This is a genomic window from Shewanella sp. 5S214 (genome assembly GCF_041439795.1).
GTDB lineage: Bacteria > Pseudomonadota > Gammaproteobacteria > Enterobacterales > Shewanellaceae > Shewanella > Shewanella vesiculosa.
Window position 1 is genome coordinate 109,104 of record NZ_JBGOOV010000002.1, and the last position, 17,956, is coordinate 127,059.

The window sequence follows — 17,956 nt, forward strand, 5'->3', positions numbered from 1 at the left end:
TCACTGATTGAATCTACTGTACTCTACTCTACTCACGGTTAAATGATAACGTCAGGATTTGCGCTTGTATCTCATCTTGATTCGCTAATATTGAGCATCTAATCTTATGTTCCTAGCATCGGCAAAACGGCGCAAAATACGCCGTTTTTCATGGTCAAACAAGCAAAACTATTCACTGGGTCTTAACATGTGGAGCATTTTTGCCAGTTGCTCGATGCCGATCTGAGCGGGTTTGGGTAAGTTATCTAATTCAATAGATAACAATAGATTTTTAACTTGTAACCCTAACTCAGTATCCCCTTCTATACGTAATTTACGTTGAAAAAATAAGGTATCAGGATCTTCTATCCCCGCGGCCACTAATATCAATTCCGGCACATTGGCACTTAAAGTCACATCAGGCTGAGTAAACGATCGTACTTGTAATTGTTGAGCAATCCCCACCTCAAAACGTAAACCAATATCATCAACACAAATCCCCACCCACTTGTGTTTGAGAAAATCGAGTTCATCTGACTGCAATTGTTCAGCTAACACTCGATTAAGCAGTGTATTGATCGCGGCTATTTTTAATGTTTCTGGCATGACACTGAGCGAGCGGCGACTAACCTGAGGTGCGAAATGCAATACCTTTTGCGCTAAGTGTTGCGATAATTGTTGTGATAATGCCTGAGTCATCGAGAGTACCTACTTGCAAATAGAGCCAATAATCAAGTGAGTTTACTGGTAATTTATCTAACGAAACCTGTTTTAAATCAAATCATGTTAACTCAATCACATTTACACTCCTGTTCTTTGAAAAAATGAGAACACCAATATGGAACTCTTATGCCCCGCCGGTAATTTAGCGTCACTCAAAGCCGCGCTCAATGCAGGTGCTGATGCGGTTTACCTTGGACTAAAAGATGACACCAATGCGCGTTCGTTTGCAGGATTAAACTTTTCTGCCCCACAGCTAGCTCAAGCGACTCACTTAGCCCATAACCAAGGCCGAAAGGTGTTTTTAACCCTAAACACCTTCCCTAAACCCGGTGAGGAACATCGCTGGTATCAAGCAGTTGATTTAGCCGCACAATTAGAAATGGATGCGCTTATCGTTGCCGATTTATCATTACTCGATTATGCCCACCAGCATTATCCACACCTTCCGTTGCATTTATCGGTGCAAGCCAGTGCGACCAACGTCGGAGCGCTGTCATTTTACCAACAAGCTTTTAATATTGAACGGGCTGTATTACCACGAGTGCTGTCAATAAAGCAGGTTCGCGATTTAGCGAAAGTCAGCTCTGTTGATCTGGAAGTCTTTGCATTTGGCAGTTTGTGCATCATGGCGGAAGGACGTTGTCATTTATCATCATATGTTACAGGTCAATCCCCGAATACCGGTGGCTCATGCTCTCCCGCGAATCATGTTCGCTGGCAAGACAGTGGCAGTGATAAATTAACCAGACTGAATAATGTGTTAATCGATAAAGCCGATGCGAGTCAACAACTGGGCTATCCAGTGGTCTGTAAGGGTCGATATGTTGCTGAATACGATCAAGATGCAAAATATTTACTCGAATCACCCACCAGCTTAAGCACCTTAAGCTTATTACCTGAACTCGCTAAAGCGGGCATCAAATCACTCAAAATTGAAGGACGTCAGCGCAGCCCTGCTTATGTAAGTCAAGTGACCCACGTTTGGCGCAGTGCTATCGACACTTATTTGGCCAATCCCGATTCTTTTTGCGAACAACCACAATGGACGCAAGCATTGGCTAAAGTATCCGAAGGACAAATCACCACATTGGGCGCTTATCAGCGTCAATGGCAATAAGGTTACAGAATGAAAATATCTCTTGCTCCAATTAGCTACTGCTGGTCAAAACCTGACGTTGAGCTTTTCTATCAACAAGTGGCATTAAGTCATATCGATACTGTTTACTTAGGTGAAACCGTGTGCAGTCGTCGCCGCGAACTCAAGTTTAACGACTATCTTGATCTGGCGAATATGCTTAAGTCTCATGGTAAACATGTGGTGTTATCGACCATGGCACTAATAGAAGCACAATCAGAGCTCAATGAATTAAAAAAAGCGATTGAGAATGGTGACTTTAGTATTGAAGCTAATGATATGGCGGCAGTACATTATGCACAGCAAGCCAAAGTTCCTTTTGTGTGCGGACCAATGATTAATAATTACAATCGGGCCAGTCTGGATTTACTGCATAAAAAAGGCATGTTCCGCTTTGTTATGCCATGTGAGTTATCTCAACAGTGGTTAAGTCGTATCATCAATCAAGGCGATAAACCCAAGTTTGAAATTGAAGTGCTCGGCCACGGCTATATGCCGCTAGCTCTTTCAGCGCGCTGCTTTACCGCTAAGCATTACCAATTACCAAAAGATAAATGCCAAACGATTTGCCAACGCCACAGCAAAGGTTTATTGGCTCAAACTCAAGAGTCGCAGCCCTTATTACGCTTAAATGGCATTCAAACTCAATCAGCGGCGCAAATAAATCTGATTAACCAAATTCCCCAGATGATCACCATGGGAGTGGACTATTGGCGGATTTCACCCAACAAATTAACCGATATTGACTTGGGTTCTGAGCTTGCCAGCGCACTACAACAGGTAACAAACGACCCATTTAATACTGAAGAACTATTCAATCAACAATTTAATCACAAGCAGCATACTGCAATCATTCATCATCATTGCAATGGTTACTGGTTCGGATTGCCGGGCATGGACTATCGCCAAGAGAACCAAGAAACTGTGTTTCCGTCATAAAAACTCAGCCGATTGCCATTAATGCAACCACTCATAACAATGATAATATTCATGTTCATTAATGGCATACAAGCGACTTAAAAACTCATACACTCAAAGCTGAAACACTCCAGAAACAAATCATTAACCAAATGATTATATTAGTTATTTATCATGTACAACATCATTCCCGCAAAGTAAATATCTACTCATATTTAACTAATATCTATTCGATTAAGTTATCATTTTACATACAGCAAAGAAGGGGGTAACCTTGCCTACCCAAAAAACACAACTGAATGGACATTCAATCTCAGTCCATAAGAAACAGTTGGATAGCCAAGCTGGCCAACTTACAGCAAATACGTAAGGTGTATTTAACGTGACACACAAAAAACATAACATTAAAACAATTCTTACCTTTATCATTCCGTCACTGATTGGTTTGTTACTGTTTATGACGCCTATCACTGTCAATGGTTCGATTACCATCCCAATTGCAATCATTTCAAAAGCATTGCAAAACCAAATGGGCAGTTCGATTCAGCTTATTGTGACCTGCATCGTTGTATTTATGGCAATAGCCTCATTGCTCACCCAGCTTACTAATCCTAAATTTGTGCGTAAAAATATTTTTTTACGCACCTTATTAAAAGTAAATTTATTTTGGTTAGCCGTGCGGATATTAGGTGCGGTCTTTATTGTCATGGTTTATTTGCAGATGGGACCTGATGCGATTACTTCATCGGCAACGGGTGGTTTAGTCTTAAATGATTTAGTGCCAGTACTATTTTCAGTGTTTATTTTTGCAGGCATGTTATTGCCGCTATTGCTCAATTTTGGTTTATTGGAGTTTTTTGGCACGTTATTAACCAAAGTGATGCGTCCAATATTCAATTTACCCGGACGCAGTGCGATTGACTGTATGGCATCCTGGTTAGGTGACGGCAGTGTGGGCATTTTAATGACCACCAAACAATACGAAACCCGTTTCTACACGGCACGAGAAGCAGCCGTTATTGGTACCACTTTTTCAGCGGTATCGATAACTTTCAGTCTAGTGGTTATATCGCAAGTAAAACTTGAGCACTTGTTTGTACCATTTTATCTCACTGTGTGTTTGGCAGGATTTGTCGCCGCTATCATAGTGCCGAAATTACCGCCGTTATCATGGAAAAAAGATCTGTATATCGACGACACCCCACGCCATGAAGATGATGAAACAATTCCTGCTAGTCACGGTGTCTTTTCATGGGGATTTGAACAAGCAATGCAGCGAGCATCCTCTGCTGGTGGCATTAAACATGTCCTAACAGAAGGGATTAAAAACGTTGTTGATATGATTTTTGGGGTAATTCCAGTCGTTATGGCTATTGGTACCGTTGCGTTAGTGCTCGCTGAACATACACCAATTTTTAACTACTTAGGTATGCCATTTATTCCACTGTTAGAGCTACTGCATATTCCTGAAGCCACTGAAGCCTCAAAAACAATTGTGGTGGGATTTGCCGATATGTTTATTCCATCTATATTGGCCAGCTCTATTGAGTCTGACTTAACCCGTTTTGTCATTGCGGCATTATCTGTCACTCAGCTTATTTATATGAGTGAAGTGGGTGCTCTTTTGATTGGTAGTAAAATTCCGGTGAACTTTTTTGAGTTGTTCGTTATCTTTATCCTACGGACATTAGTAACGCTTCCTATTATTGCATTAATGGGCCATTTACTGATTTAGTAGGCGCAACTAAACATAACATCTTAATATCAACTCAGGAGCGCATTGCGCTCCTTTTTTATACAAAATATTCTCTGCGTAACCGAGATAAATCGAGTATGCTTAACAAATAAGCATTGGCTATGTACCATAGCCATATTGATGACTAAGGGTGAACCATGGACAACAGACGTAAATTTTCTCGTATTTTATTTGCAGCCAGTGCGCATCTTGCGCAAACAGAACAAACTTGGCGCACTAAAATTTTAGATTTAAGTCTCAATGGCGCTCTAGTAGAACTGCCAGCAGGTTATACTGGTCAGCTACATACCATTTTAACCTTAGCGTTTGTGTTAGCCGATTCTGATATTGAACTGCACATGGAGGCGGAAATTGTTCATAAGACCCCAGAACATCTTGGCTTAAAATGCACTCATATTGATGTTGACAGCATTACTCATCTGCGCCGTATTATCGAACTCAATATGGGCGATGCAGAATTATTAGATCGTGAGCTTACCTCGTTAATCACACCAGTTCCTTAAGCTTGCAGATAAACCATGAGATGTAAAAAAGGTAAGCCAATGACTTACCTTTTTTATACCAATAGCCCGCTGTATTACTCGAAAATTAATTAATCAGCTCAAGTAACTCGTGGATAGTTTTAACTGGGATGATTTTTGCGCCGAGCCCTTCCATGGTTTTATGATAATTACGAAATGGAATAAAAATCTCCGTAAAACCATGCTGCGCAGCTTCTCTCACTCTGGGCACTCCGCTATCAATTGGGCGCACATCACCATTCAAGCTCAACTCACCCATAATACAAGTGGTTCTTGGCACCACAAAGTCATTTAAACTGCTCAATAATGCTGTCACAAGCGCTAAATCGATACAGGTTTCTGACTCATCAATTTTTAACCCACCAACGATATTAAAAAATGTGTCGTGGAATATTTTGGTTTTAGTATGTTTACGCAAAATACCGGTTAACATTTTAATCCGATTCATGTTTAACCCCACACATACACGCTGGGGAAATTCTGATTCAGTTTCAGTTGTTAAACATTGGATTTCTAATAGTAAATTACGGTTACCTTTACGAATACAGGTAATAGTCGAGCCAGGTGACTCTGTAGTAGAACCCGATAAGAATATCTCACTGGGATTATCTACGCTCACCATACCGCGTTCGCTCATACGGAATATGCCCACGGTATCAACATCACCAAAACGGTTTTTATTGGCGCGCAAAGTGCGAATTTGACCATCATTAGTGTCGATATGTAACAGTGAATCCACGATATGCACTAAGGTTTGCGGTCCAGCAATTTCGTTATTTTTATTCACATGAGCAATAATGAACATGGTGACATTATTTTTTTTACAATATTGCGTAAATGCCTGCGCCGCCGTTTTAACTTGTGAAGGCGATCCAGGGCTGCCATTGGCGGCATCAGTGACGACCGCTTGAATAGAGTCAATCACCGCAAACTTGATTTGCTTGGCTTCTAATTCCTCAATAATAGCTTCTACACTGGTTTCAGACAGCAAAAACAAGTTATCTTCGTTGTAATGAAGCTTTAAACGATTAACTCGGTTTTTAAACTGCGATAATGACTCTTCTGCAGTACAGTATAATGATGCCATCGACTGTGACATTCGGGCCACTAGATCAGATAACAAGGTCGTTTTACCTGCGCCAGGATCACCGGAAATAATATTCACCGAGCCCGTGGTTAAACCACCGCTAAGCACTCGGTCTAATTCACCGATCTCAGTAAGTCTTTTTTCAGCATCCTGTGACTCAACTTCACTGAGTTTTTTTGAACCACCACCAGCAGCACCGGCGTATCCCAATACCGAAGTACGAGAAGTAGTGTTTTTTGTGGCAGATAATTTCATTTCCACTAAAGAGTTCCACGCACCACAACGACACTGTCCCTGCCAACGAGGATAATCTAGGCCGCAATCGTCACAAACAAATGCCATTTTTGGAGCTTTTGCCATGTTAATTCCCATGTTGCAAATCAATTAATACAATAAGATTGATACTATTAGGTCTGAGGACCAATCGATAATCACTGTGAACATATCATTCTCTATTAGTCATACCAGCTGCTCATCAATACAACTATAACGGCTTAAACCACTCATAAGACAATAATAACAATCAGCTTTACAGAGTTCTTTACGATTAACACCTTGCCCACACGCCATGTACACAAACGCTAAGCCATTATGAATAAGCTTCAAGAACACCACGATACCGTTAAGACACTATGTTCATCTGAACGGTAAAATAATTAGCCCTAAAATCATTTCAGCATAACTCTCGAACAAGGTTCAAATCTATATTACTATAAAGATCAGCACTTTCTTGCCGATAAAATTATTAGCCAGACTCACAATAAACAATTAAAACGACAAAATAATGAGTTTAGATAACCACAGTGCATTAATCGAACAACTAAAACCTCTGTTCATGGAACCTGATTTTCAAGACGTTTTTGAGCAGTTAACTGCTGACGAATCAAATTCCACCCGTTTTCTTCTGAAAATGGAGCTCAACCGTATCTCATCATTGTGTAACAGAATTATAGATTTACGAGATAAAACAGAACTCCCTTGCAAAGAAGTCGTTATCGCTAATCAAAAGCACTTCCTTGACCAACCCGCTAAAGAGGCTTTAGAGCAAGCACTGCCTTTATACCGCAATCAATATACTCTAGGGGTATACGAACAGGTTATTAAAGCCCATAAGCTGCGACGCATAAAATTAAGAGAAAATATTCCTGCTGAGGCTATTGGCGAAGACAATCCATTTTTAATCCCTGGGGTCGTACTCGGAAGTTACTTTAATCGCTGCGAAGAACGAATGAATTATAGCATTCGAATTCTGGTTTCTCAGCAAGGAATACCCGAAGTTAATGGTATGACACTAGATTTATCTGTCGGCGGTGCGCGGATTAAGTTGCCATTAAAACACCAACTGGATCAAGACAAACCAGTTAAAATTAAACTGCTTGAAGTCAGTGATGAGTTTTATGTAGAAGAGCTACAGCATGGCATTGAATATCAAATAGTTGATGTTCAAAATAAAGACAATACAGCGATTTTTAGACTGAAAAGACTTGGTGGTGGAGAAGCATTAGATAACTTGCTATCACAGCTGATCCGCAGCTATAAATTCCGCTATAAAGTGGATGTCAACGATGTCATTGTTACGGCTACGGGTTTAGGTTATGAGCGTCATTACTTACCATTACTAACCCATTTACCATTATATATCTCCATTGTTGACGGAAAACCACTGATAGCATATGAATTGCTCGGCAGAGGTAATCAACCGATCCAACATTATTTTCTAGATGAAAATCAAATTAGCCAGCTACCGAGTTTCATTAATACTCGCCGCTTGACCCAATTAATTAAACATCCAGACAATAATGAACATTGTTACTTATTCAGTTTTACTCATAGCGCCCATGGGAAAGTGCATTTTTACTCTGCTACATTAGCAGAGCTCAGAGCAACTAAAAATCTTAATCTATTTTTAGGTTTTGCCTCTACCAAAGCGAGCTGGCGAGTGTTTAGAATTGTCATGCAGCCTATCGATCATAGTAAGAATTATAAAAACTCTACATTACCGGGTGATGATGCTCGATATGGCGCACTTACCGAACAACAATTAGCTCAATTTAGCCATACGTTACAATTAATTGACTTAACAAATAAAGAAGCAAATGAAGACTATCAAAGTTGGTTTGATAAATCCGATGTAAATGGTTTAAAGATATTTTCGCAAGCAAAAACAAAACAACACAGCATTAAAAAAGTATCAATGCCATTTAGTGAACGACGGCATGAAGCTCGGTTCGCCTTTAAAACCTCAATCACAATTCAGCAAGGCGATAAAAAAGCCACCGGTATTACTCACGATATTTCGAGTCGAGGTTTACAACTCACATTTGAAACTTCGACGGATTTTAATGAACCTGGTGCGGTAACATTATCGTTTCCACGTCTACAAGCGGCAGCAGGCAAAGCCAATTTAACCCATTTACCTTATCAGTTAATCCGCAGCAGAATGGGTGGAAAGACTTTGCATTTAAGCGCTTTAATAGGCCATACACCCCATGATGGCGTGGAGTTTTTAAGTAAATTAATTGCCCACAACAAACAGAAGTTTGAGCAACTATCCGATCATGAAGGTCAGCAAAAAGAGCTGGCTGATGGCATGAAAAACCTGTTCATGCGCCAGTTACCCGGTGTACCATATTTTATCGAAAAAACAGTAAAATCAGCACAAATGGCTTACATAGGTATTGGTACAACGACGGATGAAATTAGCCACTTATTTGCCCAAGATAGTGACAAAGTACTGCAGTACAATTTAATGCCGCTGCTGGAAAATAACCTACTGAAACAAAAGATTATTGACCCTATCAAATTAATGAAACCGAATCAGGATATGGTTTTCTTTGAAGTGTTTATGCAACTGACTCGCCACGCTAGAGGAACAGTACAGATCCAATGTAAACTTAAATCTGAAATCGGTGATCGTGAGCAGCAAATTCATTTTATCACCCAAAGTAAAAAAGCTGGGCGCTTTGTGGCATTAAGAGTGTACTTAGGGGCAACAGATAAGCCTGATATGAGCTATATTCGACGCGAGCTAGAGTTTATCCACATTCATGCTAACCACAGAGCAAAGCACCTAGAAGAGCAATTATGGAGAGTGATTGGTTCAGGTGAACTATTAGATATTACTGCTGAAGTTGAACTCCGTTTTCCTAGCTTAATGCCTGCAGCCTAGGTAATACTCAAGCAAGGATAAAATAACCGCTAGCGTTACAGTGTCAAATACCACTGCTTAATTTGCACAAAGTGATCTTGCTCTGCATGTCGATCCGTCAACATTCCTGCATGATCATAATCCAATAAATTACCCTTTTCTTTGGCGAGCAAGGTGTACTTTATCTGGCTAAAACCACATTCATCAATCATATCTCGTACATCTGACGGATTGCCTAATACACGATCATTTTTCCCCGCAATAAACCACGCTGGTGGCCAAACGGCTTTTTCAGCAGCTTGAGCATAATGAAAACTATCATCATGATCAATCCACTCTCCCCTAACCCAATCGATGGTTTGTAATAAGGACGCACTGCTCTCGTTATCCATACCAACGCGGAGTCGACTGGCATTAAAATATCCCTGCTTAGCTATGCATAATGGCGCAAAGCGATTCCAAAAAAAATCGACCATCAACCATTTCTTAAGTGATTTCACCTTGATGGTCCGTTTAGACCCAAAGGTTAGTAACGAAGCTACACTTGATTGCAAATGAGTATACCGAGCCAAACTGCTGGCCATTAATACTCCCCCCCATGAATGAGCACACCAATGAACTTTATTAACTAAAGGATGACGTTGCAGAATAAATTGTTGCACTAAAGGTAATTGCTCACGGATAACCTCACCTTGGCCCAAGGTGAAATCACGATTAATTCTAGGCTCACTCAAGCCTCGACCCGCGGTATCCATTACATAAACATCAAAGCCAGCAGCTGCCAAAAAACAGCCTAACCCACGACCTTTTTCACTGTAAAATACTTTCCCGTTAGACATAGCCCCATGCAACATCAAGATAGGGATACCTAATGCCGTCGGCGACGGAGGGCGAATATGACGCAAATGCAATTGGCCATCACGATATGGAATGAATAATGAGTCTTGGAGGATATCTATTGTCAAAATAAGCAGTTATGTTAGTAATATTGATTATAAAACTAACATTACTGCAGTGAAACACAACTAGAATAGAGTAATAATTCTATATTTAGTCGGTAAGCGCCAATCGTTAAAGCTGTAAACAAAAAACCAATGCTCGTAAGTCGATATTTTGTATTGATGCATCTGCGGCTTCAATTAACTTAGGCTTTGCATGAAATGCTATCCCCAAGTCTGCCGCCTGAATCATTGGGATATCATTAGCACCATCACCAATAGCCACTCGCTGGCCTGATGCGATAGCCCATTGTTGTGCACATTGACTCACCACTTTAGCTTTATATTGCGCATCAACAACATCACCAGTGACTTCACCGGTTAGCTTACCATTAACAATAACCAGCTCATTGGCAAAGGCAGCATCAAGATTAAGTAACTGCTTTAAGTGGCCAACAAAAGGTGTAAAACCACCGGAAGCAACCACCAGTTTCCATTGATGCGCTTTTAACTCGGCTAGCATGGTTTCAAGACCGGGCATTAAAGGCAAGGTATCACATAACTGCTGAATAATCGCCGCATCAGCCCCGGCAAGCTTGCTCACTCGCAGCCTTAAAGACTGCTCAAAATCTAACTCTCCACGCATTGCACTTGCGGTTACTTTTGCCACTTCGTCGCCAACACCAGCCATGGCAGCCAGCTCGTCAATACACTCAATTTCAATGGCTGTGGAGTCCATATCCATGACGAGCAATCCAGGTTGATTTAGACGTGCTAGCGGTTGTTGAATAAGCACAATTTCAGCTGGAATGTTATGTGGAAATGATGCTATCCATTGCTCATCTACGGTCTGAGTTGCTAGTTCAAAGCCAAATAAATCATTCTGTCTCACAAGCTTAGCGACATGAGCATCGGTTGATATTGAAGAGAGCCATGACTCAATCTCACTTGAGCATTCGCCATTAAAAATAACTCGGCAACGGTAAGGTAAATGAGCTTGCAAGCTCAATAAATATTCTGACTCTTGATAGCGATATAACACACTGCCTAGATGTTGGTATGTATCACAAGTATCTGAAAATAAAAAGTTTAATAAAGCATTATCACATTTTTCCAGCATCAATACGGCCTCTTAGAATGTTACGACTATCTACTGACAAATTTTTCGATTAGTATAGCTTTTTGATAATTCTCTGTAATTGGATTGGTACTGAGTGCTTGTTAGACAAATAATGCATCCAAAACAGCCCCCAATTAAATAGAAAAAACCCTGAGGATTAAAGTGATTTTTGTTAAAGGTCTTAAGAAAAGACAAAAAATCAGCAGGATTGTGCAAATTATCGTGGCAATAGTGCTGATCTTCGGCCTAATCTATTTGTGGCAATCGAGTTTACGTAATGGTCAAAAATTACTAAATTCGCAGACAAAAGTAATGGCAAGACTATTAGCACAACAAGCTGCTAATGGTGCAGCTCCTGCAATGTATTTGCAAAATGATGAGCAGCTTCAATGGCTTGCCTCTGCGCTAGCTGCTGACCCTAAAGTTATGTCGGTCAATATCTATAATTCTCAAGGCGTCAGATTGGCTTTCGCCCAGAGCGTCTCTTATGAAAAACTAGAAGCTGATTCAGAAATATTAAAAGGCTTATTAAAACCATATCCTCCGTTAATTGAAAATGTCATCCAGGATGAAAACAATTTAGGCTATGTTGAAGTACGTTTGAATCTTGATATCTTTTTTGACGAAATCAAAATATTGCATGAGCAAAACATGCAATTACAACAGATGATGTTGATTGTTGCTGGTTTTATTGGTTTGCTATTATCGCGAGCATTATCATTTAAGCGTGCCGATTTTGATCGACGTAAGACCCAAGCTAAGTTGCGTAAAAAGCCTAAGAAGATCGCCTTGGTAAACGCTGACGAGCCTAAAAGTGGCCCACAAGAACCTAAAACGTAGAGAATAAAATTACAGACATAAAAAATGGGCACTCTAATAAGTGCCCATTTTCATTTATAACCTTTGATTATAGCGTTAATGCTGCATCTAAGGTCATAATAATCATGTCGCTGAATGTGGTTTGACGTTCATCAGATGTGGTTTTTTCACCAGTACGGATGTGGTCAGATACAGTAACAACACACAAGGCTTTAGCACCTAATTCATGTGCAACACCATATAAACCAGCGGCTTCCATTTCGACACCTAGAATGCCCATTTTTTCCATAACATCAAACATTTGAGGATCTGGAGTATAAAATAGGTCGGCAGAGAAAACGTTACCAACACGGATTTTAGTGCCGTGCGCTTTAGCTGAATCAACAACTGCACTGAGTAAGCTGTAATCTGCAATGGCAGCAAAATCGTTATCTTTGAAACGTAAACGGTTCACTTTAGAATCAGTACATGCACCCATACCGATAATCACATCGCGTACTTTTACGTCAGTGCTGATTGCACCACAAGTACCTACACGGATTAAGTTCTTAACCCCGTAGTCTTTGATAAGTTCGTGCGCATAGATTGAACAAGATGGGATACCCATACCTGAACCCATAACAGAAATACGCTTACCTTTATATGTACCGGTAAAACCGAGCATATTACGCACATCAGTCACTTGCTCAACATTTTCTAAAAATGTTTCAGCTATGTATTTTGCACGCAATGGATCGCCAGGAAAAAGTACCGTTTCAGCAAAAGCACCTTCTACAGCATTAATATGTGGTGTAGCCATGTTTATAACCCCTATGTTTCTATTTTATTTTGTGTTGCTTAATCTTGTTTGTAGTTTAGCAAAACCATTAACCTTTATATAGAACCGTCGTTTGAAAATGTGACTAATTAATAAAAGATTTACCATAATCCATCGGTTCTAGCTTGAAATAACTCGCAATAGATTGACCGATATCGGCAAAAGATTGACGACGACCTAGTGAACCGGCAGATAAACCGGCGCCATAGGCAAGAACAGGAACACGCTCACGAGTATGCTCAGTGCCAACCCAAGTAGGATCACAACCATGATCAGCGGTGAACACAACTAAATCTTCAGGTTGTAGAATAGCCAAGAGTTCAGGTAAACGTGAATCAAAGTATTCAAGAGCTTTAGCATAACCAGCGGTATCGCGACGGTGACCATAATGAGAGTCAAAATCAACAAAGTTAGTAAACACTATAGTGTTATCACCAGCACGTTTAATTTGTGCTAAGGTTTCATCGAATAACTCTTCAAGTCCGGTCGCTTTAAATTGCTGCGTAATACCACTATGAGCATAGATATCAGAAATCTTACCAATACTAACCACTTCACCACCGGCATCTTTCAGCTTATCTAATACGGTCGGTGCTGGAGGTAATACGGCATAATCATGACGATTACCGGTACGGGCAAAATCAGCAGCACTAGTACCAATAAATGGACGGGCGATCACACGGCCAATATTATAAGGTTCTAACTCTTCACGGGCTATTTTGCACAAGTTGTATAAATTTTCTAAGCCAAAACTTTCTTCATGACACGCTATTTGGAATACAGAGTCTGCAGAGGTGTAGAAAATAGGCTTGCCTGTTTTCATGTGCTCTAGGCCTAACTCTTCAAGAATTTGAGTCCCCGAGGCGTGGCAATTGCCTAAGAACCCATCTAAACCAGCACGTTGAAGAATTTTATCAGTGAGTTCTTTAGGAAATGAGTTGGTTAAATCACTAAAATAACCCCACTCATAAAGAACAGGAACCCCTGCCATTTCCCAGTGACCGCTTGGCGTGTCTTTGCCCGAGCTTAATTCGTCAGCATGGCCATAAGCACCGATGATTTCGACGTTATCAGCAAATCCAGCAGCAAATTTACCAGTACTTTCAAAACCAGCATGGCCTAGGCCAAAGCGAGCAAGATTAGGTAACTTCAATGGACCTTGACGGCCGATATCCGCTTTGCCATCAGCACAAGCTTGCGCGATGTGACCAAAGGTATCAGAGCCAAGATCACCAAACTTATCGGCATCAGTTGCAGCACCGACACCAAAAGAGTCGAGCATTAAAATAAAAGTACGTTTCATTATGTGTTTCCTTATAAATCTGAAGCGCGAATATAACGATATATTTCAGGCGTCTTCTGTGGCGCACTGTCGCCAATAATAATGGCTTGTTGGACAGCTGCGGCAGCTTCGGCGAAAGCATCTTCAGATTGAGCATGGATCATCGCTAACGGTACATCTTTGTTAACTTCCTGACCCAATGCACATACTTGAGTTAATCCAACACTGTAATCGAGTGCATCACCGGGTTTGCGACGTCCACCACCTAAGGTGACGACGGCTAAACCAAGTTCTCGGGTATCCATTTGGTATGCAAAACCTGATGTATTGGCATACACAGGGCGAATGATTTTCGCATGAGGTAGATACTTATCATATGCCTCAACAAAATCGGTTGGGCCACCTAAACCAGATACCATTTTAGCAAAAGCTTCAGCTGCTTTACCATTATCTAATACAGCATTTAGCTTATTACGCGCTTCCGCTTCATTCTGTGCAATACCACCCAAAATGAGCATTTCGGCACATAATCCCATGGTGACAGCATATAAACGAGGATTACGATATTGACCCGTTAAAAAGTTTATCGCTTCACGCACCTCAACAGCATTACCAGCACATGATGCCAAAACTTGGTTCATGTCAGTTAACAATGCCGTTGTTTTGGTACCAGCGCCATTAGCAACGGCAGTAATGCTGCGGGCTAATTCTTCAGATGCTTCATAGGTAGGCATAAATGCCCCGCTGCCCACTTTGACATCCATTGCGAGAGCGTCTAGTCCTGCGGCTAATTTTTTAGACAAAATAGATGCGGTAATAAGTGAGATTGACTCAACCGTTGCGGTATTATCGCGAATTGAATAAAAACGTTTATCGGCAGGGACTAGATCACCAGTTTGACCAATAATGGCTACACCAGCGTCTTTAACGACTTTGCGGAATAATTCACTTGAAGGTTCAGTTTGATAACCAGGAATAGCATCAAATTTATCTAACGTTCCACCAGTATGGCCTAAGCCACGGCCAGAAATCATTGGTACATAACCACCACATGCCGCAGCCATAGGGCCAAGCATTAGGCTGATGACATCGCCTACACCACCAGTGCTGTGCTTATCAATAATAGGGCCATTGAGGCCGAGTGAATCCCAATTTAATACAGTGCCGGAATCACGCATTGCAATCGTTAAGGCAATTCGCTCATCCATATTCATATCTTTGAAATACACAGCCATACCAAATGCGGCAATTTGCCCTTCAGAAACAGTGTTATGAGTGATGCCATCTACAAAAAATTGAATCTCGGCAGTGCTTAATGCATCACCATTACGTTTTTTACGGATAATCTCTTGAGCAAGAAACATATAGAGTCCCCATGAGGCAATCCAACACCTTTAGGATCGCCATTAATATCAAGAATGTCATTCAATGATGACGCTTTGCATAACGATGATTCATTATGCAAAGTGGCTGTTAATACATTATGCCAATTAGTAACCTGAAGTCGGTTTCGGTGCTTCAGTTAGCTCTAATGTATGCAGCAAGCTATTTAATAAGCTAGAAGCACCAAAGCGGAAAGTCTGTGGACTAACCCAATCAGCACCCAAAATACGTTCAGCCAGATCTAAAAACTCTGCTGTTTGAGCCGCATCACGCACGCCGCCAGCAGGCTTAAAACCAACTTGACGATCTTTTTCGCTAATCACGGTCAACATAATTTCAGCCGCTTCAAGAGTGGCATTAACCGCCACTTTACCGGTTGATGTTTTAATAAAGTTAGCGCCAGCATCAATTGATAATTCAGAAGCTTTACGAATAAGAGCAGGATCTTTTAACTCACCAGATTCGATAATGACTTTCAACAATACATCATCACCACACTCTTCTTTACACGCTTTAACCAGTTCAAAGCCAACAGTCTCATTACCTTCCATTAATGCACGGTATGGAAATACAACATCAACCTCATCGGCACCATAAGCAACGGCAGCACGAGTTTCTAATACAGCGATAGCGATATCATCATTACCGTGTGGGAAGTTAGTCACAGTCGCAATCTTAATGTCTTCACAATCAAGCTCATTAAGGGTTTTACGTGCAATAGGAATAAAGCGAGGATAAATACAAATCGCAGCTGTATTACCAGCAGCAGACTTCGCTTTATGGCATAAGTCGATCACTTTTTGATCGGTATCATCGTCATTTAATGTGGTTAAATCCATTAATGAAATACCGCGTAACGCTGCTTTTTTTAAATCAGTCATAATTGCTCTCCGAAACGAAAAATCAAAGTCGATAATTTTTTTCAGGCAACACTATAGAATGGGCATATGATTATTATTATGGCCGGGCCTTCAGTGTTGCCAGTAAATCTAGATAATATTTACTAACCTAAGTATTCAATCTGATAACGAGTACCACGACTTGAATCCTTGAAGACCGGAAAAGAAAAAACAAAGACATTTGTTTCAACAATTCCGCGAAAAATCCATTTTAGCGCGTAAAGATACAACTTTGTAGAGTACAAACCTTTATATAAAAATATTGTTAACTTAATAGTTTTAAATAAAAATTCGCGGCTGTCTTATAGTGGAAAAGTTAGAGCCGCAAATGCGACTCTAACATGCACTATACCTATCTTAGAACTTGTAAGTTGCTGTTAGGTAATGTGACCAACCTGTAGATTCTAGGCCAACGATTCCGCCTTCATCTTCAAGTAGGTATACGTCTTTGAAGCCTTTTAAGCCATAACCAAGAGCGTAACGATCTGAGTGCCAGTATAGACCAAAGAAGATGTTACCACCGCTTGAAGTCTTAGGAACGAACATGTCGTCAACTGCGTCTGCACCAAATTGATAATCAACATAACCTTGGAATGACAAGAAGCTCTTGTTATCAAAGAAGTAGAAAGGTTTGAACCAGTTAGCTGAGAACTGATATCCGTTCCACTCTTTAGCATTCATGTCGTAGAAACCGTAAAGGTTCATACCAGTTTTGCCTAACCAAGGTACATTTACGTCAGCACCAACACCCCAGAATGTAGAGTTAACGCCTTCGCCGTTAAGACCATCCCAGTTAAACAAAGTAGAGAAATATACTTCTTGGATTGGGCCAAAAGATAAATCTTTACCTGTAATAGCATCGATAGAGAAACGTGGAGCAAACTTCATAAACAATTTGCTAGTGCCAGAACCTGGGTTCTTGTCACCGTTGTCAGACGTTTCATTAGCTAAGTTAAATACATCAACATAACCGTATAAATCTACAACACCAGAACGACCACCAAACTCCATTTCTAGGTAGTTATGTTGATCACCTGAAGCTGGGTTATCTGGCTTTTCACCGATAGAGTACATAGCGTTAAACTGCATCCACTTGTAATCAGTACCGTGAAGATCGCTGCGGTCTGCAGCAAAAGCATTACCAGAAATAGCAGCAACTGTTGCACCGGCTAAAGCTAACATTTTTACATTTTTCATCATCAACCCCATGTATATTATTAAACTATCTTCGTGGATAGCACTTCTTTTTTAATCATTCGCATTTTACCGTTACTGATATTAATCTCAATATTTAATCGATAAAAAACGAATACAAAATTCTTTTTTGTGAACAATGTCGCGACTATTTGTCTACACTCTATTCACAATTTGACATTTTAATTTTGACTAAAGGATTTAATACATCCTCTTTCGCAATCAATAAAACGGCAT

Annotated in this window: 15 protein-coding genes; 6 read left to right on the forward strand and 9 right to left on the reverse strand. The window is 40.5% G+C overall.

Annotated features, from left to right (window positions below):
* Window positions 1–168: 168 nt before the first annotated feature.
* A complete protein-coding gene (locus tag ACED29_RS01785) occupies window positions 169–678 on the reverse strand; it encodes an SCP2 domain-containing protein (protein WP_371696846.1) in 510 nt (169 codons plus the stop codon).
* 139 nt (window positions 679–817) lie between these two features.
* Between ACED29_RS01785 and ACED29_RS01790 the strand changes: the two genes are divergently transcribed.
* The 4 genes from ACED29_RS01790 to ACED29_RS01805 all read left to right on the forward strand — a co-directional run bounded on the left by ACED29_RS01790 (window position 818) and on the right by ACED29_RS01805 (window position 5,014).
* Window positions 818–1,819 (forward strand): peptidase U32 family protein, encoded by a 1,002-nt coding sequence (locus tag ACED29_RS01790; protein WP_371696847.1) that lies wholly within the window; start codon window positions 818–820, stop codon window positions 1,817–1,819.
* Window positions 1,820–1,828: 9 nt separating this feature from the next.
* Window positions 1,829–2,776 carry a U32 family peptidase gene (locus ACED29_RS01795; protein WP_182754887.1) on the forward strand — a complete coding sequence of 316 codons (948 nt, stop codon included), beginning with the start codon at window positions 1,829–1,831 and terminating at the stop codon, window positions 2,774–2,776.
* 436 nt (window positions 2,777–3,212) lie between these two features.
* On the forward strand, window positions 3,213–4,490 hold the full coding sequence (locus tag ACED29_RS01800; protein ID WP_259395217.1) for a YjiH family protein: 1,278 nt from the start codon (window positions 3,213–3,215) through the stop codon (window positions 4,488–4,490).
* Between the two features lie 158 nt (window positions 4,491–4,648).
* On the forward strand, window positions 4,649–5,014 hold the full coding sequence (locus tag ACED29_RS01805) for a PilZ domain-containing protein (RefSeq protein WP_124017616.1): 366 nt from the start codon (window positions 4,649–4,651) through the stop codon (window positions 5,012–5,014).
* Between the two features lie 85 nt (window positions 5,015–5,099).
* Here ACED29_RS01805 and radA read toward each other — a convergent pair whose 3' ends face one another.
* The gene (gene radA, locus ACED29_RS01810) at window positions 5,100–6,479 is read right to left on the reverse strand and encodes a DNA repair protein RadA (protein WP_124017617.1); all 1,380 of its coding nucleotides are present in this window, start codon (window positions 6,477–6,479) and stop codon (window positions 5,100–5,102) included.
* Window positions 6,480–6,903: 424 nt separating this feature from the next.
* Here radA and ACED29_RS01815 point away from each other — a divergent pair, with 424 nt between their 5' ends.
* On the forward strand, window positions 6,904–9,288 hold the full coding sequence (locus tag ACED29_RS01815; RefSeq protein WP_371696849.1) for a PilZ domain-containing protein: 2,385 nt from the start codon (window positions 6,904–6,906) through the stop codon (window positions 9,286–9,288).
* A 35-nt stretch (window positions 9,289–9,323) separates the two neighbouring features.
* Here ACED29_RS01815 and ACED29_RS01820 read toward each other — a convergent pair whose 3' ends face one another.
* Window positions 9,324–10,232, reverse strand: a complete 909-nt coding sequence (locus ACED29_RS01820; protein WP_182697869.1) for an alpha/beta hydrolase — start codon at window positions 10,230–10,232, stop codon at window positions 9,324–9,326.
* A 106-nt stretch (window positions 10,233–10,338) separates the two neighbouring features.
* Entirely contained in the window at window positions 10,339–11,325 is a 987-nt protein-coding gene (gene serB / locus ACED29_RS01825; protein WP_371696852.1) for a phosphoserine phosphatase SerB, read from the reverse strand.
* A gap of 162 nt (window positions 11,326–11,487) precedes the next feature.
* On the opposite strand from serB, the gene ACED29_RS01830 reads away from it, so the two are divergent.
* A complete protein-coding gene (locus ACED29_RS01830) occupies window positions 11,488–12,165 on the forward strand; it encodes an AhpA/YtjB family protein (protein WP_124017621.1) in 678 nt (225 codons plus the stop codon).
* A gap of 67 nt (window positions 12,166–12,232) precedes the next feature.
* On the opposite strand, the gene deoD is transcribed toward ACED29_RS01830, so the two are convergent.
* From deoD to ACED29_RS01855, 5 genes are all read right to left on the reverse strand, one after another.
* Complete coding sequence (gene deoD / locus ACED29_RS01835; protein WP_059746461.1) at window positions 12,233–12,943, reverse strand: purine-nucleoside phosphorylase; 711 nt, start codon at window positions 12,941–12,943, stop codon at window positions 12,233–12,235.
* Between the two features lie 103 nt (window positions 12,944–13,046).
* A complete protein-coding gene (locus tag ACED29_RS01840; RefSeq protein ID WP_124017622.1) occupies window positions 13,047–14,264 on the reverse strand; it encodes a phosphopentomutase in 1,218 nt (405 codons plus the stop codon).
* A gap of 11 nt (window positions 14,265–14,275) precedes the next feature.
* Window positions 14,276–15,607 (reverse strand): thymidine phosphorylase, encoded by a 1,332-nt coding sequence (deoA, locus tag ACED29_RS01845; RefSeq protein WP_124017623.1) that lies wholly within the window; start codon window positions 15,605–15,607, stop codon window positions 14,276–14,278.
* A 126-nt stretch (window positions 15,608–15,733) separates the two neighbouring features.
* On the reverse strand, window positions 15,734–16,507 hold the full coding sequence (deoC, locus tag ACED29_RS01850; protein WP_124017624.1) for a deoxyribose-phosphate aldolase: 774 nt from the start codon (window positions 16,505–16,507) through the stop codon (window positions 15,734–15,736).
* A 375-nt stretch (window positions 16,508–16,882) separates the two neighbouring features.
* Complete coding sequence (locus ACED29_RS01855) at window positions 16,883–17,722, reverse strand: outer membrane protein OmpK (RefSeq protein ID WP_124017625.1); 840 nt, start codon at window positions 17,720–17,722, stop codon at window positions 16,883–16,885.
* Window positions 17,723–17,956: the final 234 nt, after the last annotated feature.